At 38.2% G+C, this 26,056-nt stretch carries 13 protein-coding genes; 5 read left to right on the top strand and 8 right to left on the bottom strand.

Annotated elements, in window-relative coordinates; all coding sequences use genetic code 11:
• Positions 1-420: 420 nt before the first annotated feature.
• Complete coding sequence (gene leuS / locus ACUN24_RS25815; protein ID WP_445565082.1) at positions 421-3,207, top strand: leucine--tRNA ligase; 2,787 nt, start codon at positions 421-423, stop codon at positions 3,205-3,207.
• A 310-nt stretch (positions 3,208-3,517) separates the two neighbouring features.
• Here leuS and ACUN24_RS25810 read toward each other — a convergent pair whose 3' ends face one another.
• The gene (locus ACUN24_RS25810) at positions 3,518-4,822 is read right to left on the bottom strand and encodes a DEAD/DEAH box helicase (RefSeq protein ID WP_445565081.1); all 1,305 of its coding nucleotides are present in this window, start codon (positions 4,820-4,822) and stop codon (positions 3,518-3,520) included.
• A gap of 565 nt (positions 4,823-5,387) precedes the next feature.
• On the opposite strand from ACUN24_RS25810, the gene ACUN24_RS25805 reads away from it, so the two are divergent.
• Complete coding sequence (locus tag ACUN24_RS25805) at positions 5,388-8,618, top strand: SusC/RagA family TonB-linked outer membrane protein (protein ID WP_445565080.1); 3,231 nt, start codon at positions 5,388-5,390, stop codon at positions 8,616-8,618.
• A 14-nt stretch (positions 8,619-8,632) separates the two neighbouring features.
• On the top strand, positions 8,633-10,345 hold the full coding sequence (locus ACUN24_RS25800) for a RagB/SusD family nutrient uptake outer membrane protein (protein WP_445565079.1): 1,713 nt from the start codon (positions 8,633-8,635) through the stop codon (positions 10,343-10,345).
• A gap of 475 nt (positions 10,346-10,820) precedes the next feature.
• On the opposite strand, the gene ACUN24_RS25795 is transcribed toward ACUN24_RS25800, so the two are convergent.
• Both ACUN24_RS25795 and ACUN24_RS25790 read right to left on the bottom strand, forming a co-directional pair.
• Positions 10,821-12,155 (bottom strand): MFS transporter, encoded by a 1,335-nt coding sequence (locus ACUN24_RS25795; RefSeq protein WP_445565078.1) that lies wholly within the window; start codon positions 12,153-12,155, stop codon positions 10,821-10,823.
• Positions 12,156-12,446: 291 nt separating this feature from the next.
• Entirely contained in the window at positions 12,447-12,683 is a 237-nt protein-coding gene (locus ACUN24_RS25790) for a hypothetical protein (protein ID WP_445565077.1), read from the bottom strand.
• Positions 12,684-13,083: 400 nt separating this feature from the next.
• Here ACUN24_RS25790 and ACUN24_RS25785 point away from each other — a divergent pair, with 400 nt between their 5' ends.
• Both ACUN24_RS25785 and ACUN24_RS25780 read left to right on the top strand, forming a co-directional pair.
• Positions 13,084-14,955: a DNA topoisomerase IV subunit B gene (locus tag ACUN24_RS25785; RefSeq protein WP_445565076.1), complete on the top strand. Its 1,872-nt coding sequence runs from the start codon at positions 13,084-13,086 to the stop codon at positions 14,953-14,955.
• Positions 14,956-15,079: 124 nt separating this feature from the next.
• Entirely contained in the window at positions 15,080-16,363 is a 1,284-nt protein-coding gene (locus tag ACUN24_RS25780) for an IS4 family transposase (RefSeq protein WP_445565126.1), read from the top strand.
• Positions 16,364-16,632: 269 nt separating this feature from the next.
• On the opposite strand, the gene ACUN24_RS25775 is transcribed toward ACUN24_RS25780, so the two are convergent.
• The 5 genes from ACUN24_RS25775 to ACUN24_RS25755 all read right to left on the bottom strand — a co-directional run bounded on the left by ACUN24_RS25775 (position 16,633) and on the right by ACUN24_RS25755 (position 25,995).
• Positions 16,633-17,112: a DUF3368 domain-containing protein gene (locus ACUN24_RS25775; RefSeq protein ID WP_445565075.1), complete on the bottom strand. Its 480-nt coding sequence runs from the start codon at positions 17,110-17,112 to the stop codon at positions 16,633-16,635.
• Positions 17,081-17,308 (bottom strand): UPF0175 family protein, encoded by a 228-nt coding sequence (locus ACUN24_RS25770; RefSeq protein ID WP_445565074.1) that lies wholly within the window; start codon positions 17,306-17,308, stop codon positions 17,081-17,083. Before ACUN24_RS25770 ends, ACUN24_RS25775 begins: the two co-directional genes overlap by 32 nt.
• Before the next feature lie 327 nt (positions 17,309-17,635).
• The gene (locus tag ACUN24_RS25765) at positions 17,636-18,658 is read right to left on the bottom strand and encodes a YihY/virulence factor BrkB family protein (RefSeq protein WP_193420490.1); all 1,023 of its coding nucleotides are present in this window, start codon (positions 18,656-18,658) and stop codon (positions 17,636-17,638) included.
• 7 nt (positions 18,659-18,665) lie between these two features.
• Entirely contained in the window at positions 18,666-20,981 is a 2,316-nt protein-coding gene (tamL, locus tag ACUN24_RS25760; protein ID WP_445565073.1) for a translocation and assembly module lipoprotein TamL, read from the bottom strand.
• On the bottom strand, positions 20,965-25,995 hold the full coding sequence (locus ACUN24_RS25755; RefSeq protein WP_445565072.1) for a translocation/assembly module TamB domain-containing protein: 5,031 nt from the start codon (positions 25,993-25,995) through the stop codon (positions 20,965-20,967). Before ACUN24_RS25755 ends, tamL begins: the two co-directional genes overlap by 17 nt.
• Between the last annotated feature and the right edge of the window lie 61 nt (positions 25,996-26,056).

Here is a 26,056-nt window from a genome sequence, read left to right as displayed (position 1 = left end):
ATTGATAGTTGGCTGTTGTTCCCAACTGACACTGAGTCGCATACAATAAGAGTCATTTTTATAGCAAGTCAGATGGTAACATCTCACTTCAAGGGTAGATTTATTCAGCCTAAATGTTAGGATCGCCATCATCAATTCACTTCAGGTTTATTTTGCTGGAAAGATGCTGAAGTGAATTCAGCATGACGGTCGCGTTGGGTAATAGCGTTTAAAATTGTTTATTATGTAATATTATACGAATAGGATTTGTTTTAGCCTAAAGCAATCAGATGAGGACATCTGACTGTACAAAAGGTACCTAGGTTTTACCCTTAACTTCTTCTTATTCTGCATTTCTGTTGGCAAAATAATATCATGAATCTCCTTTTTTAAGCCCCTTAATTTCCGTATTTTCGCCCCTTTAAAAATTTAAAACTTGCAATGGATTACCAATTCAAAGAAATAGAACAAAAGTGGCAGAAATTCTGGGCAGATCATCAAACATTTAAAGCCGAAAGCAATTCTGAAAAGCCAAAATATTATGTGTTAGATATGTTTCCTTATCCATCTGGAGCAGGTCTGCACGTTGGTCACCCGCTGGGTTACATTGCATCAGATATTTTTTCGAGATACAAACGCCTTAAAGGCTTTAACGTATTGCATCCCATGGGATATGATTCGTTCGGATTACCTGCAGAGCAATACGCCATACAAACCGGACAACATCCGGCGATTACTACTGAAGCAAACATTGCAACTTACCGCCGTCAGTTGGATCAGATTGGTTTTTCTTTCGATTGGAGTAGAGAGGTGCGCACTAGCGAGCCTTCATATTACAAATGGACACAATGGATTTTTATGCAGTTGTTCAACTCCTGGTACAATATCGAAAACGATAGGGCAGAAGATATTACCACCTTGATCGAAAAATTCAACGCATCTGGTACAGCTGATGTAAAAGCCGTTTCTGATGAAGATACAAAAGAATTTTTGCCAAGCGACTGGGCAACTTTTACCAACGAAGAGAAACAGATCGAATTGTTAAAATACCGCTTAACTTATCTTCGCGAGAGTACCGTAAACTGGTGTCCGGCTTTAGGAACCGTTTTAGCGAATGATGAAGTTAAAGATGGTTTTTCTGAGCGTGGTGGTTTCCCGGTTGAGCAAAAGAAAATGATGCAGTGGAGCATGCGGATTACAGCCTATTCAGACCGGCTTTTGCAAGGTTTAGATACCATCGACTGGCCTGAACCGATTAAAGAAATGCAACGCAACTGGATCGGTAAAAGTGTTGGAGCATCGGTTAAGTTTCAGGTAGAAGGAAGCGACAAACAAATTGAAGTGTTTACTACTCGTGTAGATACTATTTTTGGTGTTTCTTACCTTGTTTTGGCGCCGGAGCATGAGTGGGTGGACGAATTGACTACTCCTGAACAAAAAGAGGACATTGCAAATTATATCGCTTTAACCAAAAAGAAATCAGAATTAGACCGCATGGCGGATACTAAAACGGTATCCGGTGCTTTTACAGGGACGTATGTAATCAATCCTGTAAGTGGAGAACGCGTTCAACTATGGATTGCTGATTATGTATTGGCCGGTTATGGAACAGGAGCAGTGATGGGGGTTCCAAGTGGCGATCAGCGAGATTGGTTATTCGCTAAACATTTTAACTTACCGATTATCCAGATTTTGGACGGACAAAAAGATATTGATGTGCAGGCTGATCCTACAAAAGAAGGAAAATACATCAACTCCGGTTTTATTAACGGAATGGAATATAAAGAAGCTGTTTCATTTTTAAATAACTGGTTGGAAATAGAAAAAGTAGGAAAGGCAAAAGTAAACTTCCGTCAACGCGATGCGATTTTCGGTCGCCAGCGTTATTGGGGTGAACCAATTCCGGTTTGTTTTAAAGATGGATTGCCTTATCTGGTAAAAGAAGAAGAATTACCATTATTGCTTCCTGAAATTGATAAATATTTGCCTACTGAAACAGGTGAGCCACCATTGGCCAGGGCCGAGGGTTGGGTGCCTACAGAGGGTGGGCATTACGAATTGAGTACCATGCCGGGTTGGGCAGGAAGCAGTTGGTACTGGTACCGTTATATGGATGCCAATAACAATAACGATTTTGCTTCAAAAGAAGCTATTGAGTATTGGAAAGATGTTGATTTATACATCGGTGGTTCTGAACATGCAACGGGCCATTTATTATACAGTCGTTTCTGGAATAAATTTTTGAAAGATTTGGGTTATGCGAAAGAAGAGGAACCTTTCAAAAAACTGATTAATCAGGGGATGATCCAAGGGAGAAGTAATTTTGTTTATCGTATTAACGATGAGAACGGAAAACCTACCAATACCTACGTTTCGGCTGGATTAAGAAAAGAATATAAAACATCTGCATTGCACGTTGATGTGAATATTGTTGAAAACGATACTTTAGACATCGCTAAGTTTAAGGCCTGGAGAGAAGAATACGCCAATGCAGAATTTATTCTTGAGGGCGGGAAATATATCTGCGGTGTTGAAGTAGAGAAAATGTCGAAATCAAAATTCAATGTGGTTAATCCGGATGATTTGATTGAACGTTATGGAGCCGATACTTTGCGCATGTACGAAATGTTCTTAGGCCCGTTGGAGCAGAGTAAACCCTGGAATACCAATGGTATTGAAGGTGTATTTAAGTTCTTGCGTAAATTCTGGCGTTTGTTCCACAACGAAGACTGGACTTTCCATGTAAACGATAATGTACCTACAAAAGCGGAGCTGAAATCGCTACATAAAATCATTAAAAAAGTACAGGATGATATTGAGCGTTTCTCATTCAATACTTCTGTATCAAGTTTTATGATTGCGGTAAATGAGTTAACCGATCTTAAATGCAAAAACCGTCAGATTCTGGAAGATATGGTGATTATCCTTTCGCCTTATGCACCACATATATGCGAAGAACTTTGGGTACAACTGGGTAACGAAGCTGGGACTTTATCCTATACTGCTTTCCCAACATTTAAGCCTGAGTACCTGGTAGAAGATGAGTTTGCTTATCCGGTTTCTATTAACGGTAAAATGAAAATGAACCTGAATTTGAGTTTAACTTTAGCTCAGCCAGAGGTAGAAAGCATTTTATTGGCTGATGAGCAATTCCTGAAATTCTTAGATGGAAAACCAACCAAAAAGATCATTTTCGTTAAAGGGAAGATTATTAATGTAGTTGTTTAGGGAGTTAGAAGGCGGAAGGTAATAAGGTGGAAGGTTTTCCTTGCGCTTGCCTAAGCTAGAAATATAAAAACCCGGGTTACGTTTTGTAATCCGGGTTTTTTGTTTTTTTGGACAGGTCCCAATAGAAAGGTCGTCATCTCGACTGAAACGCAGTGAAATGGAGAGATTTACTTCGCAGATTTCTCGGCTGCGCTCGAAATGACGATCGAGTGGATATTACTTTGTAAATAATATGCTTATTCAGCTATATAATCGTTGAGGATTTTGTTGTTAAAGGTAAATTAACCCATCAATCTTCCACCTCAAAAGCCTATCTTTCTCCTCTTTTCCTGTTTCCACCAAACCTCCTGTTGTTGCTGGCATTACGTGGTTTGCCACTCATATTGCCATCGCCACTTTTTTTAGCGCCACCGCCACCACCTTTAGATTGGGCTTGTGGTTTACGTTTAACCTGGTTTTTGGCCAGCATACTTTCCCAGCTTAACGGGTAAGGGTGCTCATCAACTACTGGCAAAGTAATTTTAATCAGTTTCTGAATATCCAATAAGTATTCGTTTTCTTCTGCATCACAGAAAGAAATCGCGATACCGTTTGCACCAGCACGGCCGGTACGGCCAATTCTGTGAACGTAAGATTCAGGAATATTCGGCAATTCGAAATTGAACACATGTGATAGCTGATCAATATCAATACCACGGGCAGCAATGTCTGTAGCAACTAAAACACGGATTTTACGGTCTTTAAAATCAGTTAATGCCCTTTGTCTGGCATTTTGTGATTTATTACCGTGGATCGCAGCAGCCTTAATTCCGGCATGCGCTAAATCCTTAACAATACGGTCTGCACCATGTTTGGTACGGGTAAAAACCAGCGCCGTTTGGATGTTTTTATCTTCTAAAAGATGGATCAATAATTTTTTCTTATCTGGTTTATCAACAAAATACACCGACTGAACAATCGTTTCAGCAGTAGAAGAAATAGGGGTAACCTCTACTTTTGTTGGACTAGATAAAATGGTATTCGCCAACTTCTGGATTTCATCTGGCATGGTTGCCGAGAAAAATAAAGTCTGACGTTTAGCTGGTAATTTAGCTACTACTTTTTTCACGTCGTGAATAAAGCCCATATCCAGCATACGGTCGGCCTCATCCAGTACGAAAAGTTCAATGGTATTTAAGCTAATGAAACCCTGGTTCATTAAGTCTAATAAGCGACCAGGTGTTGCCACTAAAATATCAACGCCTTTTCTTAAGGCTTCTACCTGTGAGTGTTGGTTCACTCCGCCAAAAATTACCAGATGGCGTAAGTTTAAGTGACGGCCATAAGCTTTAAAGCTTTCTTCAATCTGAATGGCAAGCTCGCGTGTAGGTGTTAAAATTAAAGCCTTTATGTTTTTTGTTGCTTTGGTATTGACGTGTTTTTCGTGCAGTAACTGCAACATCGGGATGGCAAAGGCAGCGGTTTTTCCGGTACCTGTTTGTGCGCAGCCTAGTAAATCTTTGCCTTTTAAGATTGTTGGAATAGATTGCTCCTGTATTGGTGTTGGTTGTGTATAACCTTCGGTCTCAAGGGCCTTTAAAATGGGCTCAATGAGGTTTAATTCTTTGAATAACATGTATTTTTCTATGTAATATTTATCGAAGAAGCTAGAACAATCATTTGTTGAAGGACTAACTTGCGGAGAGAATATGCCATTCAGAATGGCAAGCCCTTATTCCTGCTTCAGCGGCAAAGATACAAAAAATGTATAAAGAATGTGTTTTTGATAATGTAAATCTCAATCATCACGGCATCACGCATGTTTGCTTATATGGTAATCTGTTTAGTTTGTATTTTATAAATATATAATTTGTATTATAATTATTTTTTATACGTATATTTATTTTTATTAATAGTGTATATATTACACTAATTTATTTTTATTTTAAAAATACCAGTATGTAAACCATAAATAAAAACAACTAATAAACTTATCTAACCAAACTTCTTATGAGAAAAAAGCTACTCCCTAACGGAAGAAATCCATTCTTCTTGTATTCCTTCGTTTTTTTAACGGTGGTAAATCCTGTAAAGCAAATTACTTAAATATGCCTTCTGAACAGAGATAATAAACTGATGTTGTCTGTTTATCAGGTATCAGAAGTATGAGTATGCATTATTAACCTAATCATTATAAACCTATGAAACAAAATCTATTTTGTATCAAGAGGAGTTTTCTTCTCTTGTGTTTGGGGATGCTATTTGCCCTTGGTGCAATGGCCCAATCAAAAATTACTGGTAAAGTTATTGCTAGTGATGATAAATTGCCTGTGGTTGGCGCCACAATTAAAATTAAGGATGGCAGTGGTGGTACTGCTACTGATGCAAATGGTGCCTTCTCGCTAAGTGTAAAACCTACCGATGTGTTGGTTATTTCTTTTATTGGCTATGGCAGTAAAGAAGTAACAGTGGGTACCCAAACCAACATTTCAATTGTATTACAAGCCAACAATAATAATCTTACAGAGGTTGTAGTAACTGGTTATTCTTCCCAGCGAAAGAAAGATTTAACTGGGTCTGTGGCTGTAGTGAGTATGGAACTATTAAAGGCCCAGCCGGCCGCAAGTGCTGTGGAAGCATTGCAAGGAAAAGCAACAGGAGTACAAATTGTAAATGACGGGGCTCCAGGTTCAACACCACAGATCAGAATCCGGGGTTTTAGTACCATTAATAATAACGACCCGCTCTACGTAATTGATGGCGTTCCGTTTGAGGGAAAACTATCCTGGCTTAATCAGAATGATATCGAAAGTATGCAAGTATTGAAAGATGCTTCTGCAGCCTCTATCTACGGTTCAAGAGCAAATAATGGTGTGGTAATCATTACCACTAAAAAAGGTTTGACTGGTGCTCCAAAAATTACGCTTGATTCTTATTATGGCACACAGTTGCCAAGAAAAGATAGTTTTCCAAAAATGATGAACCCCCAACAATATGCACAATATGTATTTGATGGGTATACTAATGCCGGAAAGCCTATTGCAGCAGGAGACAACTATGGTTCGGGCACAGTACCGGTATTGCCTGAATATTTGGTGGCAGGTTTAAAACTTGGTCAGGATGTTACCGCTGCAGATGCAGATCCTTCCAAGTATAACTATAGCCGTGATCCAAATCTGTTTTATCAAATTACAAAAGCAAATAAGGAAGGTACCAATTGGTTTGATGAGATTACCGAAGCTGCACCGGTTCAGAATTATAATATTAGTGCACTGGGTGGTTCAGACAATGCAACCTATTCCGTTAGTGCTGGATACTTAAATCAAAAAGGAACGATTAAATATACAGGTTTTAAACGTTACAGTTTTAGATCCAATACTGGGATATCTGCTTTTAATAAAAGGGTTCGTTTCGGAGAAAATGCACAATATAGTTACTCTGAAGGTGTCGGATTTGGCGTTAATCCGAATACTGCCGGTGGTTATCAGGATCAGGGAAGTGCTCTAGGATGGGCATACCGAATCCCAACAATTATTCCGGTTTACGACATTGCCGGAAACTTTGCCGGTAGCCGCGGTAGTCAGTTGGGAAATGCAGAGAACCCACTTGCATTTCTGTTCAGGGCAAAGGATAATGTTAATAAAAATAACTTCTTTTTTGGAAATATCTTCGGTGAAGGTGATATTATTCCGGGATTGGTATTAAAAACCAACTTTGGGATACGTTACGAGAACTACAATAGCTTATCTATGCGTTATCCAAATTTGGAATTCTCTGAAGGCAATAATTCAAATAATTTAAGCGAAATCCAAGGATATAATACGGAATGGACTTGGACCAACACTTTAAATTATAACAAAAAATTTGCTGAAAAACACAGTTTAAATGCATTAATTGGTACGGAGGCAATCAGATCCAGAACCAGACAATTAACTGCAGGAAGAAATGATTTCTTTCTTTTGGGTAATCCGGATTATTATTATTTGAGTACAGGTTCTTCAAACATCAGCAATACCAGTACCGGAGCAATAGGATCACTATTCTCCGTGTTTGCAAAACTTGATTATTCCTTTAATGATCGTTATCTCGCCAGTTTTACTATCCGTAGGGATGGTTCATCTAACTTCGGGTCTGCTAATAAGTATGGTAATTTTCCGGCAGCAAGTGCGGCATGGAGGTTATCGGAAGAGGAGTTTATGAAAAGTATCAAATGGATTAGCGATTTGAAACTTCGTGTTGGATACGGACAAACCGGAAACCAACGGATACCGGGGTATCAATATATCAACAGATTTCAAAGTTCTATTGTTAATTCAGCTTATGCCCTTGGTGGCGGTAATGGTCTTACAACTGGTGTGCGACAAAATGCCTATCAAAACCCTGATATAAAATGGGAAGCTGTAAACTCCCTAAATATTGGCCTTGATTTTACTTTATTAGGTGGAGCTGTTGACGGATCAGTAGATTGGTATAACAAGAAAACGACTGATATGCTTTACCCTGTACCTCTACCAGCAAGCATTGTAGGAATGGGAAGTTCGCCTTTTGTAAATATTGGCGATATGAGTAATAAAGGGATCGAATTTAACGTCGCTTATCACTATGGAAGAAGCGATGATAGCCCTTTTAAATTTGATATTGGTGCAAATTTTTCAAAAAATAACAATAAAATTGTAAGGTTGGCACCAGGTATTTTTAACCAGGTTTATGGCAATTATAGGAGCCTGCAAACCAGTATTTTACAAGAAGGTGCGCCGCTGGGTTCATTTTATGGATATCAAACTGCAGGAATTTATCAGAGTACTGCCGATATTCAGAATAACCCTTCTTATTCGGGCGCCAGGGTTGGTGGATTACGTTATCAGGATATTAATGGTGATGGTATTATTGATCCAAAAGATCGGACAATTATCGGAAGTCCACATCCGGATTTCACCTATGGGATAAATTTGAACGCATCTTACAAGAATTTTGATATTTCAGCTTTCTTATATGGTGTACAAGGAAATGATATATTTGAAGCTACGCGCTATTTTACAGATTTCCCTTCCTTTGATGGAGCAAAAAGTGTTAGATTACTGGATGCCTGGAGTCCAACCAATACATCAAGTCTGATTCCTTCTGCTTATGCCGGGGCTTCAGATCTGGAGTTTGCTTCTTCAAGTTATTACATTCAAGACGGAAGTTTTCTTAGGTTGAAAAATTTGCAAATTGGCTATTCCATCCCAACAGCTAAAGCTTTTGGACCAAATTCTGGTATCAGTAAGATTAGGGTGTATGTTAGTGCAACCAATGTATTTACCATCACTAAATACACAGGATTGGATCCGGAAATAAGTCAAATTGTAGATGGCTTCTCTGCTCCAGGAGTAGATCAGGGTGTTTACCCTTCACCACGTCAGTTTTTAATCGGTATTAATGTTGGTTTTTAATTAAAATTATCAAAATGAAACATATAAAATATATTCTTCTTTCCTTATTAATTTGCAGTACTTTTTCCTGCAAGAAGGAATTTTTAGCATTGCAACCGCAGGGCGAACTCACCGAGGAACAGTTAATGAGCCAAGAGGGGGTTGAAGGACTTTTAATAGGGGCCTATGGTATGCTTAATGGTAATTTAGACGGAACATGGGGTAATTATGGCGCAGCACCAAGCCAATGGTTATTTGGCGAGGTTGCATCTGATAATGCCCATAAAGGGAGTAGCACAGGAGATCAGCCGCCCATGAATGCCATTGAACAGCATTCGCCAACCAGTACCAATGATAATTTATCGAATATTTGGACTAGATGTTTTGAAGGAATTCAACGCTGTAACCGTACGCTTAAAGTCCTTGCTAGCTTACAGGCAGGTTCGGGATCGATTAAATTTGATGATGCCCGTGCAAAAGAAATTCAGGGCGAAGCCAGGTTGTTACGTGGACATTACTATTTCTTTTTGGTTCGTATATTTAAAATGGTACCTTATGTTACCGAGGCCAATAGTGGTGCTTTTGTTCCGAATGATAAAGATATTTATCCAAATATTGTAGATGATCTTCAGTTTGCTGTTGCCAATTTAAGCACAACCAAATCAAAAAATCAAAAAGGCAGGGTAGATAAATATGCTGCTCAGGCTTATCTTGGAAAGGTATTTTTATATCAAAAAAAATATCCTGAAGCCTACGATTTGTTGAATGCTGTAATTTTGGCAAAACCAAGCTTGGTTGATATGCCTTATACCGATAATTTCGACATTACCAAAGAAGACGGACCAGAAACCATTATGTCTGTTCAACATTCAGTTGGAACTGACGGAACAGGCGGTGATAATGGTAATGTAGGCGATATGCTTAACTTCCCGTACGGTAATGCCCCGATTAACTGTTGCGGTTTCTTCCAGCCAACTATAGATTTGGCCAACTCCTTTAAGGTAAATGCCCTTGGTTTACCGCTATTGGATGGCAGCTATCGTACCAATCCATATAAATCTGATTATGGATTAACCGGAACAGATAAAACAAATTATGCAGTAGATAAGACTTTACCTTTAGATCCACGAATTGAATCGACAATAGGTAGACGTGGTGTTCCATATCGCGATTGGGGTTTAATGCCTGGTGATACCTGGATTCGCGATGCCAGCAACGGCGGCCCTTTTCTCGCGGTTAAGAACACCATTGATGTTGCCCAGATTTCGAGTGGAACTGCACCAGGTACCACCAATGTAACCGGATTAAATGTGAATCTGATCCGTTTAGGCGATGTTTATCTGATGGCGGCAGAATGTGCGGTAGAAAAAGGCGATTTAGCCAGGGCCTTAACTTTGGTAAACATAGTGAGGGCCAGGGCAGCCAAAATAACGCCCAGAGATATAAACGGGGTGCCAGCTGCGGCTTATAAGGTTAGTGAGTATGTGTCGTTCCCAAATGATACCTATGCCAGAAATGCGGTACGTTTCGAACGCAGATTGGAATTGGCATTAGAAGGTCACCGTTTCTTTGATTTGGTACGTTGGGGAATAGCCAAACAAACCCTCGAGAGTTATTTTGCTTTTGAAGGGGGATACTTTAACTACTTAAAAGGTATCACCATCGAAGCCAGGGATGATTATTTTCCTTTACCTCAGGATCAGATTGATAGAAGTAACGGTACCTTAAAACAAAGTTCGGGGTATTAGGATTTAGGTTATAAATGAGATACATGGGCGGAGCGATGAGCATCAACATTGCTCTGCCCATGTATTTTAAGCTTATGAACATACAAAGCTTGGATGTCCTTAGAGTTTCTCGGTGTGGTCAAAAACAACAAATCCCTGCATTTCATTGCACTTTAGTTGGGATGATGGCACTTTAAGTTATCTTCTTGTTTTTTGGAAAGCAATTGTAGCATCTCGAGTTGATATGGATTTAGGCGGATGAAACTGCCACTATCAGTTGTAAAATAAACCCGACCGCCAGCGTTATCCCGATAAGAATGGTTTAATTTACACGTTTCTTTTATCGGGATTAAGCAAAGGGCGGGGCTACAGGAACCGAAGCAGCACAGAAATTGCTTTCCATAAAAAAAAAACTGGAAATTAGAGCAACCATTTTTATTAAGAAACTTAAGTTATTAGATGGTTCCGATTCCCACTCAAAACGCTCAATGCCAAATTATTTCTCCTCTTTAAACCTGCTAAAAAACAATAACGCAATTAAACAGAGTCCGAAACCTACAATTCCATTTAACCGTAATCCGAAATCGTTTCCAGGGTCTTTGCCGTAAATGGTGAGCATGGCAAAAATGGCAATGCCTAAGGTTTGACCGAGTTTTACAAAAAGGTATTTCACTGCGAAGAACATCCCCTCATGGTTTTCTCCGGTTTCTAAGGTATCTCTTTGGGCAATGTCGGCCAAAATAGCCGTCGGTAAAATGCCAAGTGCCGCTAATGGAAACGATGCCGATAGTACCAGGATGTAAATCTGTGTATGTGGACCAAATGGTAATTTGCCTAAAAAGAAAATGGTTACAAAGATTAAACACAACACGCCAAATGCAAGCAATACAAAAGGTTTTTTGCCAATTTTAGCAGAACCAAAATTAACCAGCGGGTAAAATAGCAGAGAAGCCAAAACCATGGCACCCATAAATTTTCCACCTTCTGATTCTGGCAGCCCTAATAAAACGGTACAGAAAAATAATAAACCACTAGAAATAATGCTCAATGCCGTATAAAAAGCGAAATCAGATATCAGGTAGTATTTAAAATTGCTGTTTTTAAAGGTACTCTTAATAGCTGGCCATAAAGGCACATGGGTGGGTTTTGCAACCGTGAATTCTTTTTCGTTAATAAAAAAAATAGGCAATAACATCACCAGTCCCGATAAAATACACAAACCCCATATCGCGATCTGGATAGCCTCGCTGCGGTTGGCTACATGAAAATGAGCCTCAACCAGATCGGCAAAGTTGTTGGTGCAGGCCGATAAAATGATGCCGATTACAAAACCGACCTGCTGATAACTCGATAATTTAACTTTTTGTCTTGGTGTGTTGGTTACTTCAGCCAGCAGGGCATTATAAGGGATTATATAAGTGGTAACCGATACAAAAAACAAACAGAGCGTTATGGTTAACCACCAGGCATTGTGCAGGCTTTCTGTTTTCTGGAGCGGGTAGAATACCAGTGCGCAAAATATCATTGACGGAATAATCGCCCATTTCATAAAAGGCATCCTGCGACCATTTTTATTGGTGCTGGCATCACTTTTTGAGGCAATAAAAGGATCGTAAAGGGCATCGACCAATCTTCCTGAAGCAGCAATAATGGAAAGGATATTAAATGCACCCAATAAAACCAATTGTGGTACCAAAGGTGGTAAGCCAGCGTTGCTTGGGGGCAGATAGAAAAAGGGAAGCATTACGATGATAATATTTGTCATCGTGCTCCAACCAATCATACCGGCGGCGTAAGCAATTTCTTGTTTTAAGGAGAGTGTTTTGTTCATTAAAATTTTTATAATTAAATTTTTATTTTTTGAAAGCAGGTTTCTGTGTTAATCGGTTAGATCAGTCTTGCTTTCCATTGTATTTAGATTTTATATCGTGATGTTCATTCTAATCAGGTTTAATGTACTTCGGTCTGCTTTGGCAAATTCAAAGATTAGACGTCATTCCCGCGCAGGCGGGAATCTTAAAGCTTATAGCATTAGGATTATTCATGATTTTCCATTGTTTCAAAGGCATTCATGAGCACTCCGTGGTTCCCAATCAAGTTGGGAATGACGATTCGCGGACAATTATTTCTTGTTAAACCATCTGCTCACAAAATAAACTACCAGAAAGCTAACAAAAATATATAAACCATTAAGTGCTGCATTCGGATCGTCGGCATAAATGCTAAAGGCCACGAAAGTATAAGCTGCAATAAAAATAATAGGCAATATAGGATATAAAGGAACAGGATAGATGGATTTTTTATCAAGATGTGCTGTTCTCTTTCGAAGGATGAAAATTGTGGCTGCCGAACTGGCCATGCTGATACATTCTAAAAAAATGGTATAATCGGATGAAGATAGGGAAAATTGAATGTTTGGAGGATGGAAGAGGTTAGGCGGGTTTATGGCTCATGGCCTTTTGGTTCATGGTTGATAGCCTAATGGTTTATTGATAATTGCTTTTCAAACCATGAACGGTCAACAATCGTACTGTCTGCTGTTTGGCCATCGACCATCTTACTTAATACCTCTTCCATCTTTTTGTTGAAATTTTCTTTTGCGAGCATCACAGAATAAATCTATTATTGTATAATAATTCTGAAGAAACTTATTTGAAAATATTTTTATTTCAATCATCAGGATTATTTCTACAAATTCTTCATCGCTTTGCAAACCAAAAATGCAGGGTTTTTCATTGAAGAGCAGTTAAATACAGTATATGGCAGAAGTAATTTATAACGACGACAGTATTCGATCACTAGACTGGAAAGAGCATATCAGGCTTCGTCCGGGGATGTACATTGGTAAACTTGGCGATGGTTCTGCCCAGGATGACGGTATTTATGTTTTGCTTAAAGAAATTGTAGATAATTCTATCGATGAGTTTGTAATGGGCACCGGAAAAACCATCGAAATTACCCTTTCTGAGCAAAAGGTAAATGTGCGCGATTACGGCCGTGGTATTCCATTGGGTAAGGTAATCGATTGTGTAAGCAAAATTAATACCGGCGGTAAATACGACAGTAATGCCTTCCAAAAATCAGTAGGTTTAAATGGTGTAGGTACCAAAGCCGTTAATGCACTTTCTACCAGTTTTACCGTACAATCTTATCGTGATGGGAAAACGAAAAAGGTAGAATTTTCTAAAGGAGAAATTGTAACTGAACAACCTGTTATTGATACAACTCAGCGTAATGGTACGGCCATTACTTTTTATCCGGATGAAACCATTTTCAGAAACTACCATTACATTCCTGATTTTGTAGAGAGCATGGTTTGGAACTACGTGTTCTTAAATACCGGTTTAACTATAAATTTCAATAACCATAAATATTTTTCAGAGAGAGGCCTGTATGACCTGCTCTCTAAATTTAATAAGCCAGAAGAAATTCGTTATCCGATTATCCACATGATTGGACCGGATATCGAAATTGCCATGACCCACGGTCAACAATATGGCGAAGATTACCACTCATTTGTAAACGGACAACACACTACGCAGGGTGGAACCCACCAAGCGGCATTTAGAGCTGCGGTGGTGAAAACCGTTCGGGAGTTTTTTAAAAAAGAGTTTGATGCGGCGGATGTTCGTTCATCGATTATTGCGGCAATTTCTGTACGTGTACAGGAGCCGGTTTTCGAATCTCAGACCAAAACAAAACTGGGTTCGCAGAATATGGGGCCAGAAGGTCCATCAGTAGCTACTTTTATTAACGATTTTGTTAAAAAAGAGCTTGATGATTATTTGCATAAAAACCCCGACGTTGCCGATGCCTTGCTGAAAAGAATTATGCAGTCGGAGCGGGAACGTAAAGATATTGCAGGTATCAAGAAACTGGCAAACGACAGGGCAAAAAAAGCATCCTTACACAATAAAAAACTGCGTGATTGCAAGGTGCATTTTAATACTACGCACGAGAAGCGATATGAAACTACCTTGTTTATTACTGAGGGAGATTCGGCATCTGGTTCAATCACAAAATCGCGTGATGTTGATTGCCAGGCTGTATTTAGCTTAAAGGGTAAGCCGCTTAACTGTTATGAACTTACCAAAAAAGTAGTTTACGAAAATGAAGAATTTAACCTGCTGCAGCATGCTTTAAATATCGAAGATGGTTTAGAAGGATTACATTATAACAATATCGTAATTGCGACTGATGCCGATGTAGATGGTATGCACATCCGTTTGTTAATGATGACTTTCTTTCTTCAGTTTTTCCCTGATCTGGTAAAAGCTGGGCATGTTTATATTCTACAAACGCCACTTTTCAGGGTGAGGAATAAAAAGGAAACCATTTATTGCTATAGTGACGAAGAACGTAGAAACGCCATCGAAAAACTCGGCAATAAACCCGAAATTACGCGATTTAAAGGTTTGGGAGAGATTTCACCAGATGAATTTGGTTTGTTTATCGGGAAAGATATCAGGTTAGACCCTGTTATTTTGAAAGATCAAACGATTAAAAGTTTGCTTGAATATTACATGGGTAAAAATACACCTGACAGGCAACAACACATTATCCGTAACCTAAGGGTAGAGAAGGATGAAGTAACTGAAGAACCTAAAGTGATTACTGAAGAGGTAGCTTAGAAATATCCCTGGTTTGTGTCTTCACCAATGTTATTAACTTAGTGTTTTAAATATTTGAAAATCAAATTATTATGTTGATATTTAACTATTAAACAAGTAAAGTAAATGAGTATAATTTCTTCGAATCAAAAATTGGAGCAACATAAAGTGGCTCCTAAAAAAAACATTTGATTTCATTCAGGATAAAAACAGTTTTTCCCAATACCTTAAAGAACCAATCTTTTTTACCCGTAAGCGGAGTTTAAGCTTCCCTGTTGTTGTATCTATCGTATTAAATCTTTTTAAAGAATCTGTAGAGTATAATCTTTCTACAATTTTGCCTAGTTTATCCTCAAAAGCGGTAACAGGTGCAGCTTTTTCTAAGGCTCGATATAAAATATCCATCTCCTTTTTTAAGGATCTGAACAAAATACTGGCAGATTACCACAAACAGAACCCTTCACAACTTTGGAGGGGATATCAATTGATTGCCGGTGATGGCTCTACTGTTGGGTTACCACCTTCCAGGCAGATAAAAGACTTTTTTGGAATCTATTCAGAAAAAGGTGGTAGTGTAAAAAGTTGTTTAGCACAGATTTTTATGTTTTATGATGTTTTTAGTGGGGCAATTCTTTCTAAAAGGATATCAAAGATGGAGAAAACAGAAAAAACACTTTTTGATGCATGCATTGAAGAACTCCCAGGCCGTAAATCCATAGTTATTTTAGACCGGGGGTTTGGATATTTTCATATCTGCAAAAGCCTTTACGCAGTAAAACAGAATTTCTGCATTCGCATAAGCACCGCTCAGTCCTGTTTTGCAAAACGGATAACCCAACAGACTGAAAACGATTTTATAACAGAGTGGGATCCAAGCCCAAATGAAAGAAAATCCTGTTTAAAACATGGGTTAAATACTGAAAAAATCGTTGTTAGGGTTACAAAAATCCAATTGAAAACTGGAGAGATAGAAATACTTGTTTCTTCCTTATTTGATATGAATGATATCTGCACAGAGAATATGAAAGTGCTTTATGGCCTAAGATGGCCTGTAGAAGAAGGCTTTAAAAAACTAAAACCAAAGATGAAACTAGAGCAGTTTGGTTGTCGAAAACCTGATGGAATATTCCAGGAGTTTGAAGCACATATATTTATGATGAATCTGGTAGCTTTATTAGGCATCCAGGCACAGCAGGAGATCGACAAGAACAAAAAAAGAAAACTAAAATATAAATACAATTGGCAAAATGCTTTCAGGTTTGTTAGAAAAGTAATTATCCAAATACTAAATACGCTAAACCCAGAGCATATCATTCAATCTCTTATTAAACTAATAGCATCTTCTAAAATACCCATAAAACCAGACAGAAGCTTTATTAGGGTAACATTTAAAAAGAGGAAAAACAGAGCTCACCAAACATATAAATAGCTTAAGTTAATAGCATTGGTGTCTTCACGAACCATGTTTACATTACCTAAAAAGGAAGTCAAGCTTTTAAAGCTTGACTTCGTTACAGGCTCCATAGAAAAATCGTTATCTCGATCCGATAGCTATGGATGTAGTGCAACGAAATGGAGAGATCTTTGTACTGAGGTATTGATCTAATTTAAAAGATTTTGCTTCGCAGAGCCTTCGGGTTCTCCACTGCGGTCGAAATGACGATACTTCGAGACCATTCACTTGAAATTGCAATAGGACTATTCTCCGGCGTCTTTAAGAATTTGTGAAGTCAACCAGTCAGAAATCCTGAAATTAGTTTCCTGTATTTTAATGATGTAAGGTTTAACAGCGGGAATAATGCCATTAAGTTTTGCGCTAAGTATCACACCAATTGTACCTGTAATATTGAGCTCAAGCTTTTTAGCAAATCTCCTGGCTTTCGCATCATCTATAATAAGTAAATCTGCACGGATTTCTGTTGCAAGAGCCATTGCACTCGCTTCTCCAATATCTACAGTTTCAGCATAGTCATATAACAAGTCACGATTTAATACCGCTTTTACATCAACCCAATCAGGTAGTCTTTTGCCAAATTCAGCAGCTATCTCGGGAGTTGTTATTACCTGCTTGTAAAGGGAGTGGAGTAAATTTATACTATCTATTTTGTCCAGCATAATGAAACAGCTAGCATCGGTAATGACAATTTTATCCTTTGAGAGCATTTCTGAATGTTTCAAGATCTTCAGTCGCACTCTCGTCTAGATAATAGACATTGTACTTGATTAGGATTTCAGCAAAATCCCATTTTTTCATCTGGCACATTTCAGCGGCTTGTCTTAAGGTAAGCTTACCTGCTTCATATAGTTTGGCTGCAATAAGGCGCGTTGTCTCATCATGCTCTTTCTCAAGGGCATCAGGAACTTGTATGGTCATTGTAGTCATTATATAAATATACACATTATTAAAATTTAAAACAAAATGCACGTTGGTAGGGTTTTCTAATCCAATTTTAAAAGTAGGTTTAAATAGAAAATAGAAACGTCATCATCTCAACTGAAGCAACGCGGAGTGGAGAGATTTTCGAGCCATATTTTATGGGATAATTCAAAGATTTCTCTACTTCGGTCGAAAAGGATATTTGTATTGACTTGTTGTTCAGTTATTTAGCTTTTAAAAAAAAACAGCATCTGGTAGCAATGGCTGTTTTTTGAAAAGATCCTGAAACAAGTTCAGGATGACGGCTATGATCTCAAATGGTAATTATTCTTTAGGGGCATTTACCGTATCTTCCGGGTGTTGCGGTGGCAATACATCTACCTTTTTCTCTATTATGGTGATTTTTGTAAATACCGCATATTTACTAGGGGAGATGCCATTATCATATTTTTCGGCATAAGCCTGGGTAAATTCTGCCCCGAAATATAAAATGATAGATGTGTAATAAATCCATAATAAAATAACAATGATGGAACTCGCGGCTCCAAAAGCAGAACCTGGATTACCTTTTTCGATATAAATCCCGATCAGGTATTTACCTAAACTAAAGAGAACTGCCGTAAATAATGCGCCAATTATGGCTGATTTCCAGCGAATGATCACATCGGGTAATACTTTAAATATAACAGCAAATACGGCGGTAACTGCCGCCAGTGTGATTACGTTGTTCAGAATATAAATAATCAGCGCCATGGTGTCATTTGCAACCGGAATAACTTCATTAATATTGCTCCGCGAAAGCAGACTGGCTAATTTAGAACCCAAACCCACTACTACGCTATTTACCACCAGGGATACCAGCAATAAAAAGCCCATCGAAACGATTAATGAAAATGATAATAATCTGTTGGTAAGCATTTTTATCCAACCCTTTTTGGGTACGGCCTTTACTTTCCAGATCATATTGATGCTATCCTGTATTTCGATAAATATAGCTGTCGAACCAATAATCAGTACCACAATACCTACAATTAAACTAAAGGTTGATTGCCCGGTTTTATTGGCGTGTTCTACAAAACCCTGAATCTGGCCTGCCGCATCTTTCCCCACCAATTCGGTAACCTGTCCGAAAAATTTTCCCCGCGTTTCTTCATTTTTTTTATCGCCCAAAAATAAGGTGGCTGCAGAGAGGAGGATAATGATCAGCGGTGTAAGGGAAAAAATAGTGTAATAGGCAAGCGAAGCACTTAATTTAGTTACCCTGTCTTCTACAAAGCCTTTTCCTGCTGCAATAAATAGATGGTAAAGCGCAATAAAGAAATTTTTGATCTTATGGAATACTTTCATTGAAGAATTAAAACGGATATCCTATCCCAATGTTATAAATTATATTCTGTTTTCGCCAATCTTTGTTTCCAAAGGCAATATCATCTAATACCCATCTTTGTCCTTCAGGTAAATACGGCTTACGAATCGGGAAGGCTACATCTAAGCGGATCACAAAAATGCTGACATCTACACGTAAACCTGCACCAGTACCCACGGCCAGCTCGTTAAAAGTGTTTTTCAGCTTGAAGCCAGATCCAAGTCTTGCCGTTTCCGGTTTGCCAGGTTCTCCAAGATCTTCTTTCCTCAACCAGACATTTCCCGCATCTACAAACAAGGCACCATAAAGTACACTCACTATTTTAAATCGCAGCTCTGAGTTAAGCATCAACTTAATATCACCACCCTGATCGGCAAAAATTGCATTATCTGGAACTTTATAAGTACCAGGGCCTAAAGTTCTGGCCGGAAAAGCCCTGATGTCATTACTGCCACCGGCAAAAAACTGCCTAACAAACGGCAATGAGGTAGAATTTCCATAGGCATAACCATAACCTAAATTTAACCGGTTTGCCCAGATTAAGTTTCTATTTATTTTATAATAGTCTCTTAAATCAGCTTCTGCCCTGATAAACTGTGTTAACGGTTTGTTAAAGATAGATCGCTGGCCGTTTTCATCCTTTGGTGTAAACAGGCCCCAAACATTACCTCCGGTTTCTAAACCACCAAAGAAATAGGTGTTATTTCTTCGGCTATCTTCCATTTGGTTAGTATAGGTGAAATTATAGTTACTGCCAATAATAAACTGACTTTCTAACGTGGTTCTTAAGAGTGGGTTCTGTATGTATATATTTTTTTCCACGGTTGTATCAGGAAAACTTGTAGAAACATAACTGATTGATATGGGATTGAAATTATGCTCTTTATACAGATTTTCTTTAAAGTTGTAGCCATATTGCCCTTTAAACGCATGTAAGGTGTATTCAGAACCACGGTTAAGCATTTGATAAGAAAGCGAGGTAATCGTTTTCGGGATGAAAACGTTGGTGCTATTCGGTTTGTAAAAAGGAACAATAAACCTGGGGAAGGTAAGTTTTCCTTCAGCAGTTAACGATAAGGAGTTTTTGCCTAAAGAAGTTCCTTTGGTTTGGGTTTCAAAACCACCACTAACACTCAAATCCAATTGTTCTGCATTTCTAAACAAGTTTCTGGTGGTTTGTGTTACTTTTACCTCCGAACCAACGAAATTGTTCGATTTACTGGTTCCTACAACCGAAAAGGTAAGTGAATTTTTCTTTAAAGGGGTCAAATAGATATTCAAATCTAGCTGATTGTTTTTGAAACTATCGACAGGTAAAAATTCGGCCCTTACATCCTGAAAGGCACCTACATTTACCATTCGGTTTAATGATTGGTTATGGTCTTTACGGTTATAAAGTTCATTTTTTTGAAAGAATACTAAACGGTCAAAAAGTCTTGGTTTAAAGGTATTCCGGTCATCGTATATATTGAAATCGTTATACTGAAGCGGTTTCAGTTTTCTTAATGTACTATCTCTCCTTAACGAATAATTAGGGTAGATATTAATATTTTTAATGGTATAAGGTTTTAATCCGGCATCAGGAGCAATGTCTTTTACTTTAACCGAAACATTAACCAGGTTTTTACCTATGGTACTATCTACCTGCATAATTAAATAATCGGGGCTGAAATAGAAATAACCACTTTCCTTTAAGTCGTTATCAATCCTGATCCGTTCATTTTTGTAAGTATCGATATCGTAATAATCGCCAACTTTTAGCAAGGTTTTCTCTTTGTTGGCATTGATGATTTTTGTGAGTGCCCCGGTATCAGGAGGGAAATTAATCTTGTTGATTTTATATCGTTGCCCCGTAACTGCAGTATAAATGGCCTTACCTTTTTTCCCTTTTACAACGGTATCGCCGGTAACGGTTGCCTGTAGATATCCTTCACTAATAAGATAACTGGATAATACATCATTGTTGTATTTTAGCTTTACCTCGCTTAATAACACAGGAGCTTCCCCCTGTTTGCGTAACCAGTTTCTAAAACCTTTTGGCTTTTTGGGTTCGCCGGCAAGGTTGTAAATGCCAAGTTTAAATTTTATACCCAAGATCGATTTGTTGGGGCGTGGTCTTGTTTTGGCTTCCAGGTCAGTTTTAACCTGTTTTTCATTGTCAATTTTCCCAAATGAGTCTGGATTGATTTTTACTTTAGCACCCGTATACAAAATTTGTCCTGGTTTTAAGGATTTGGTACTGCTGCAAGCCGCCCAAACTAAACAGGCCAATAAAAATAAAAGCGGTCTAGTTAGTTTTCTCATCTTGTGCTTTCTGTTCAATGTTTCTTATTCTTCTTATTCTTTTCTTTTGAAAAATCTCTCTAAACTTATTGTAATCTACTACCAGGGTAAAGCCCAGGCCTGTTTCAACAATTTGGCCCTGTACAATCATGTCGTTCTGATTTCTGCGGTAAGCCCTTAAACGGTATCTGCCGTCGGCAGAGAGTGCATATTCAACATTTACATTTCCTGCAATATTGGTCGATTTTTCCCCTGGTGCCTGTGGACCTTCTAAAGCAAAAGAACTTCCTACGCTAACGGTTAATCTATCGTTTAACAGTTTTTTAGATAGGCCAACTTCCAGATCTGTTTTTTGTTGCATCGAACCGGTTGAATAATCTTCAGATGAATTTACACCGAAGTTAAGATCAACACCCTGAATTAAATCGGAAGTTAAATTATTCAATTGTTCGGTTAATAGTCTGCTTACGCTCGAACGTGCAAGGGTAGAAACACCACCTCCGCCGCCTGCCAGACTTTGAAAAGGATTATTTGCAATAAACCTGTTTAAGGCAAGTAAAGCAAGAACCTGTTTGTTCAATTCGCTTTCATCGCGGTTTACATTAATTAATTTGGTATAAACCTGACCATTTAAAGCACCGCGTTCATTTTCTGGCAGATCGAGCTTAAATGAAATGGTTGGCTTTAATAATTCGCCTTTTATCATCAAATAAACCTGGAAAGGCAATTTTGTTCTTGCTTCGTATAAATCTGGTTGATTTAACAGGTCGATAGGGGCAGCATTAACTTCGTATAATGCAGTAATGTTTGCCGTTGCAGAAGTGGGTTCGCCTGTCCAGACAATGGTACTGCCTTTAACCAGCTTAAATTCTTTTTTTACAACAGCCAGCGTTAAATTGTATGAACCATCAACTATTTCATAACGACCAGTCATGCTGATTTTACCGCTTGGATCCATCGTTACATTTAAGTCTGCATCACCCCTAACTTTTAAATTATCACCGGTAGATGGATCTACAACAACATTCAATTCTGCTTCTGGATCTACTTTAACTGTTGCCACCAGGTTTAATCCCTTAACAGGAGATTTACTGATGCTATCGACTTTAAGTGCTTTTTGCCCGTTAAACGGCGGTGCATCGGCATCAATAAATTGTACTATGCCTTCTTGATCAATAATCGATGGATCACTTGACGGCAAAGCGAAGAAGAATTTTGTACCCTTATTCACGTTAATATTCATGTTTACATCCGGCTGATTCAAATCGCCACGCACTTTGATATTGCTTGTTAAAAATACTGTCCCATAAATCATATCATTATCGGCTGCGGTAGAATTGATTGCCCTGAAATTGTTCATCCGGATATCTAAACCGAATCGATAATTTTTAAAATCGGTAGTATAAACTTTTCCGTTGATGGTTGCTTTTTGATTTAGAGAATCGATTAGTGTAAAGTTGTTAAAACTGATGCCTTCATTGGTAAACGATATTTTCTCATTCGGCAAACGGAAATAGGAGTTTACATAAGCCACTCTGATCCCAGCATTATTGAAAGTTAAATCGCCTAATATTTTCGGTGCAGTTAAGGCTCCTTTAACAGTAAGGGCGCCGGTTAAGGTACCTGTACCATTTTTAAGCTGACCTGCAGATAAACTTTCAATATTTTTCATTTCGATTTTATCGATGTTCACGGTCAGATCTAAGGCGCTTTGAGGTGCAGTATAATAAAATCCATTTACCCTCAGTTCATGTACGCCAGTTAAGGCCATATTTACTTCGAAGGCATTTTTGGTGTCGTTGTTTACCGCTAAACGTAAAGTACCCAACTGATCTTTCTGATAGCGCAACTGATCGATGGTTAAATTCGCTTCAAATTTTGGCGTGCTGGCCAAATCTTTAACATTTGCGGTTCCGTTTAAACGGCCACCAACCAAAGTGGTATCGGTTTCTGCAAATTTGGTTAGGGTTTCCAATTGGAAATCTTTAAATTCAACTGACAGTGGAGCGTTTGGCGTCGTCGGATTGCTATTAATGGAAAGTGACTGACCGCTATTACTGATCTGGAACTGGTTAACCAATATGCCCGATGCGCCAAATTGAATGTAATTATCTTGCGAAACCACCCATTTTTGATAATCAAGCAATAATTTTTGAGGATCTAAAGCGAATTTAAAATCCTTATTAATCGATTGGAAAGTACCGCCGATTACATATTTGTCTTTAAGTTGCCTGTCGCGAAGGAAAATATTAACGCCTAAATTATTATTTAAAGCCTCACCGCTTACTTCCGTATTAAATAGTGCGACAGACGGGCTTTGAAGGCTTTTAACCGTTAAACTATAGGCTAGTTTATTATTCTCATTATTGATGTTTAAAACAGTGGTATCTACTTTGAAATCGCCATATACCACCTGAGGGAAATTTCCTTTAATCTGTAAGCTATCTTTTTGCGTATCGATCAATCCGTAAAACTGGGATTGTTTAAATACCGTTAATTCAGGCACAAAATTCTTTAATAGTTTAGAATCATAAACCTGAACAAAAAATCGCAAACGCTGATCCGGAACCTTTGTAACGGTTCCAAAAGCATAATATTTATTGATTTCGTTAATTATTGCACTACCCACTTTGGTCAGTTGGTATTTTCCGTCAATTTTTGCTGAGAGTATTTCAGATTTGAGTGTAAGTTCGTTTTCTGTTGCGGTAGATTTTGCACGGATCGAAATCGTATCAACATTAATTCTTTGTTTATCTTTTACGAGTTGTAAACCCGTAACATCAACCGATCCGTTCAAATAATCAGCATCGGCAGTGGCCAGATCTACTTTAACCACTCCTGCAGCACTTAAAACTGTTGGACTGAAGTTTAAAGCCTGAAGGTTTACCTGTTTTAAATTCAGATCAGCTTTTACCGCAGGATATTTGCCTGCCATATTTACTTTGGCATCTAAATTAAAGTTGGCGTTGCTATCGGGCATGCTACTTTTAATGCTGATGTTCTGGTTGCTATAATTGCCGGCAAGGGTTAAATTGCGGTAGTTATATTTATTATAATAAGCACTTAACACCTTAGCATTAAACTTCGCATTGATTTTTTTAGGATCAAGGCCTGTACCCGCAACATTGGCCTTAACCGAAACACGACCCAGTTTTGGCTGCATTTTTAACAGCCTGCCTACGTTGAAGTTGTTTAAACTGATATCTGCCTTGTAACTTTCTTTTCCTTTAGGGCCATTCATGCCTGCAACTATCACTGCACCACCCATATCGGTGTTGATGTTCAGGTTGGTATTGAAATCAGTCATTGAGCCTTTAAAATTACCTTTCGCGTCGATTACATTAGGCAGTTCAATTGAAGGAGGAAGAGATTTTTTAGGTATAGCTACCAAAATATCACCTTTGGTAACATGAAGTTTTTTAATGTTTAAATCGAGAAAGGTTTTTTTCATATCAGGCAAACCTTTTGCTTTTCCACTGATATCAATCTGGGTATTTTTTAAGCCGCTGATCTGCAGTTTTGTGATATTCAGGTTGTTTAAATAGCCGTTAACATCGGCATTGATTTTTATTTTTTCGTTACGGTAATTGGCCGGTACGGCATTACTAAAGTATCCGACATCTTTTAAACCAATGGTGGTGTTTTTAAGGGCAATATTCAGTTTTACGCGTTCAGGGTGTTTGGTTAAATCCTCCATCGAGGTGAAATTTAACTCAGTTGCATTCTCAATTGAAGTATTTGGTGTTTTCAGGATGAAATTGCTCAGCTTGATCTGTTTATCATTATACATCGCGTCGCCACGTAATTCATCCAGAACAAAGCCGCTTTTCTCTTTTAGTGATCCGTTTTTAACATTTGCTTTTATACCTGCGGCGCTATAACTTACATCACTAGCCCCCAGATTAAGCTGGTTAATTTTCAGGTGGTTAAAGTCCATGCCTTTTGGAGCAGGTTTTGCACCCAGATTATCAAACTGTACATCGTTATCAGCTAAACTGATGTTTTTGATAATGAGGCCTAAAGCAGATTTTTGGGGAGTTACAGTATCTTTAACTTTCTTTAAATCGTTGTTTGGCGCTGGTTTAAATGCAAAAAGGATATTCGATTTGTTTAAATGTGCATCATCAACTGAATATTTACTATTGGTTAAATCTACTTTCAGGTTTGCCAGGCCCAGGTCGTTTACAGTGGCAATGGCTTTGGTTGTCGAAATCTGGTCGTCGTAGTTTACCTTTACATTGTTAAAAACGAAGTTCTGTACCTCGATTAATGGCAATTTACCCTGTTCTTTCTCTGCACTATCTACGCTGTTGGTAATATGCTGAACCAATTTGACAAGAGGTTTTTGCTGTAAATAACGGAGCGAAGTATTCACTAGGCTTAACTCTTTAATTACATAATGCTGGTTGGCCAGATCGAAATCTTTAATTTTTGTTTTAAATGCGCCTAAATATAATTTCACATCGTTACCTGCAACATCATCACGGTAGTTAATGCCAATATCTTCAAAAGAAACTTTATCAACAGAGAATTTTAGGGTAGAAGTGGTATCTTTTTTTACTTTCTCTTCTGGTTTTTTCTGATCGCTTGCAAAAGCATCCACCAGGAAAGAAAAGTTAAAGGTGGTGTCAGGAGTGATGCGCTTCACATTCGCGCGTACATTTTTTAGTTCAATATTATTGATCTCGACTGTGTTCTTTAACAGCTTAAATAAACTGATATCTACAGCTAGTTTTTCGGCATATAATAAAGTATCACCTTTACGGTCTTCGATGTAAAATTTGTTTAGAACTACATCTTTTGGCAATGCGATTTTAATGCTTTCTAAACTTACCTCTGTTTTGGTCTTGTTTTTCAGGTAATTTATGGCTTTGCCTTTAACAAAATTTTGAACAGCTGGAATATTTAAAGATAGCGCCACACCTACCACCAGAATGATGAGGGATGCAATTACCCACAATAAAATTTTAAGACTTTTGCGTACGTATTTATTCAAAGCTAAGCGTGTTTGGTGTTTGATAAATGCCAAAAGCATGCCGCTAAAATTAATTTTAAGGCACGTTTTACTAAATAATACAAAAAATAACTTAAATTGT

The organism is Pedobacter sp. WC2501, from assembly GCF_052682415.1.
The sequence above is the reverse complement of the archived record's forward strand: the minus strand, read 5'-3'. Positions and strand labels throughout refer to the sequence as shown.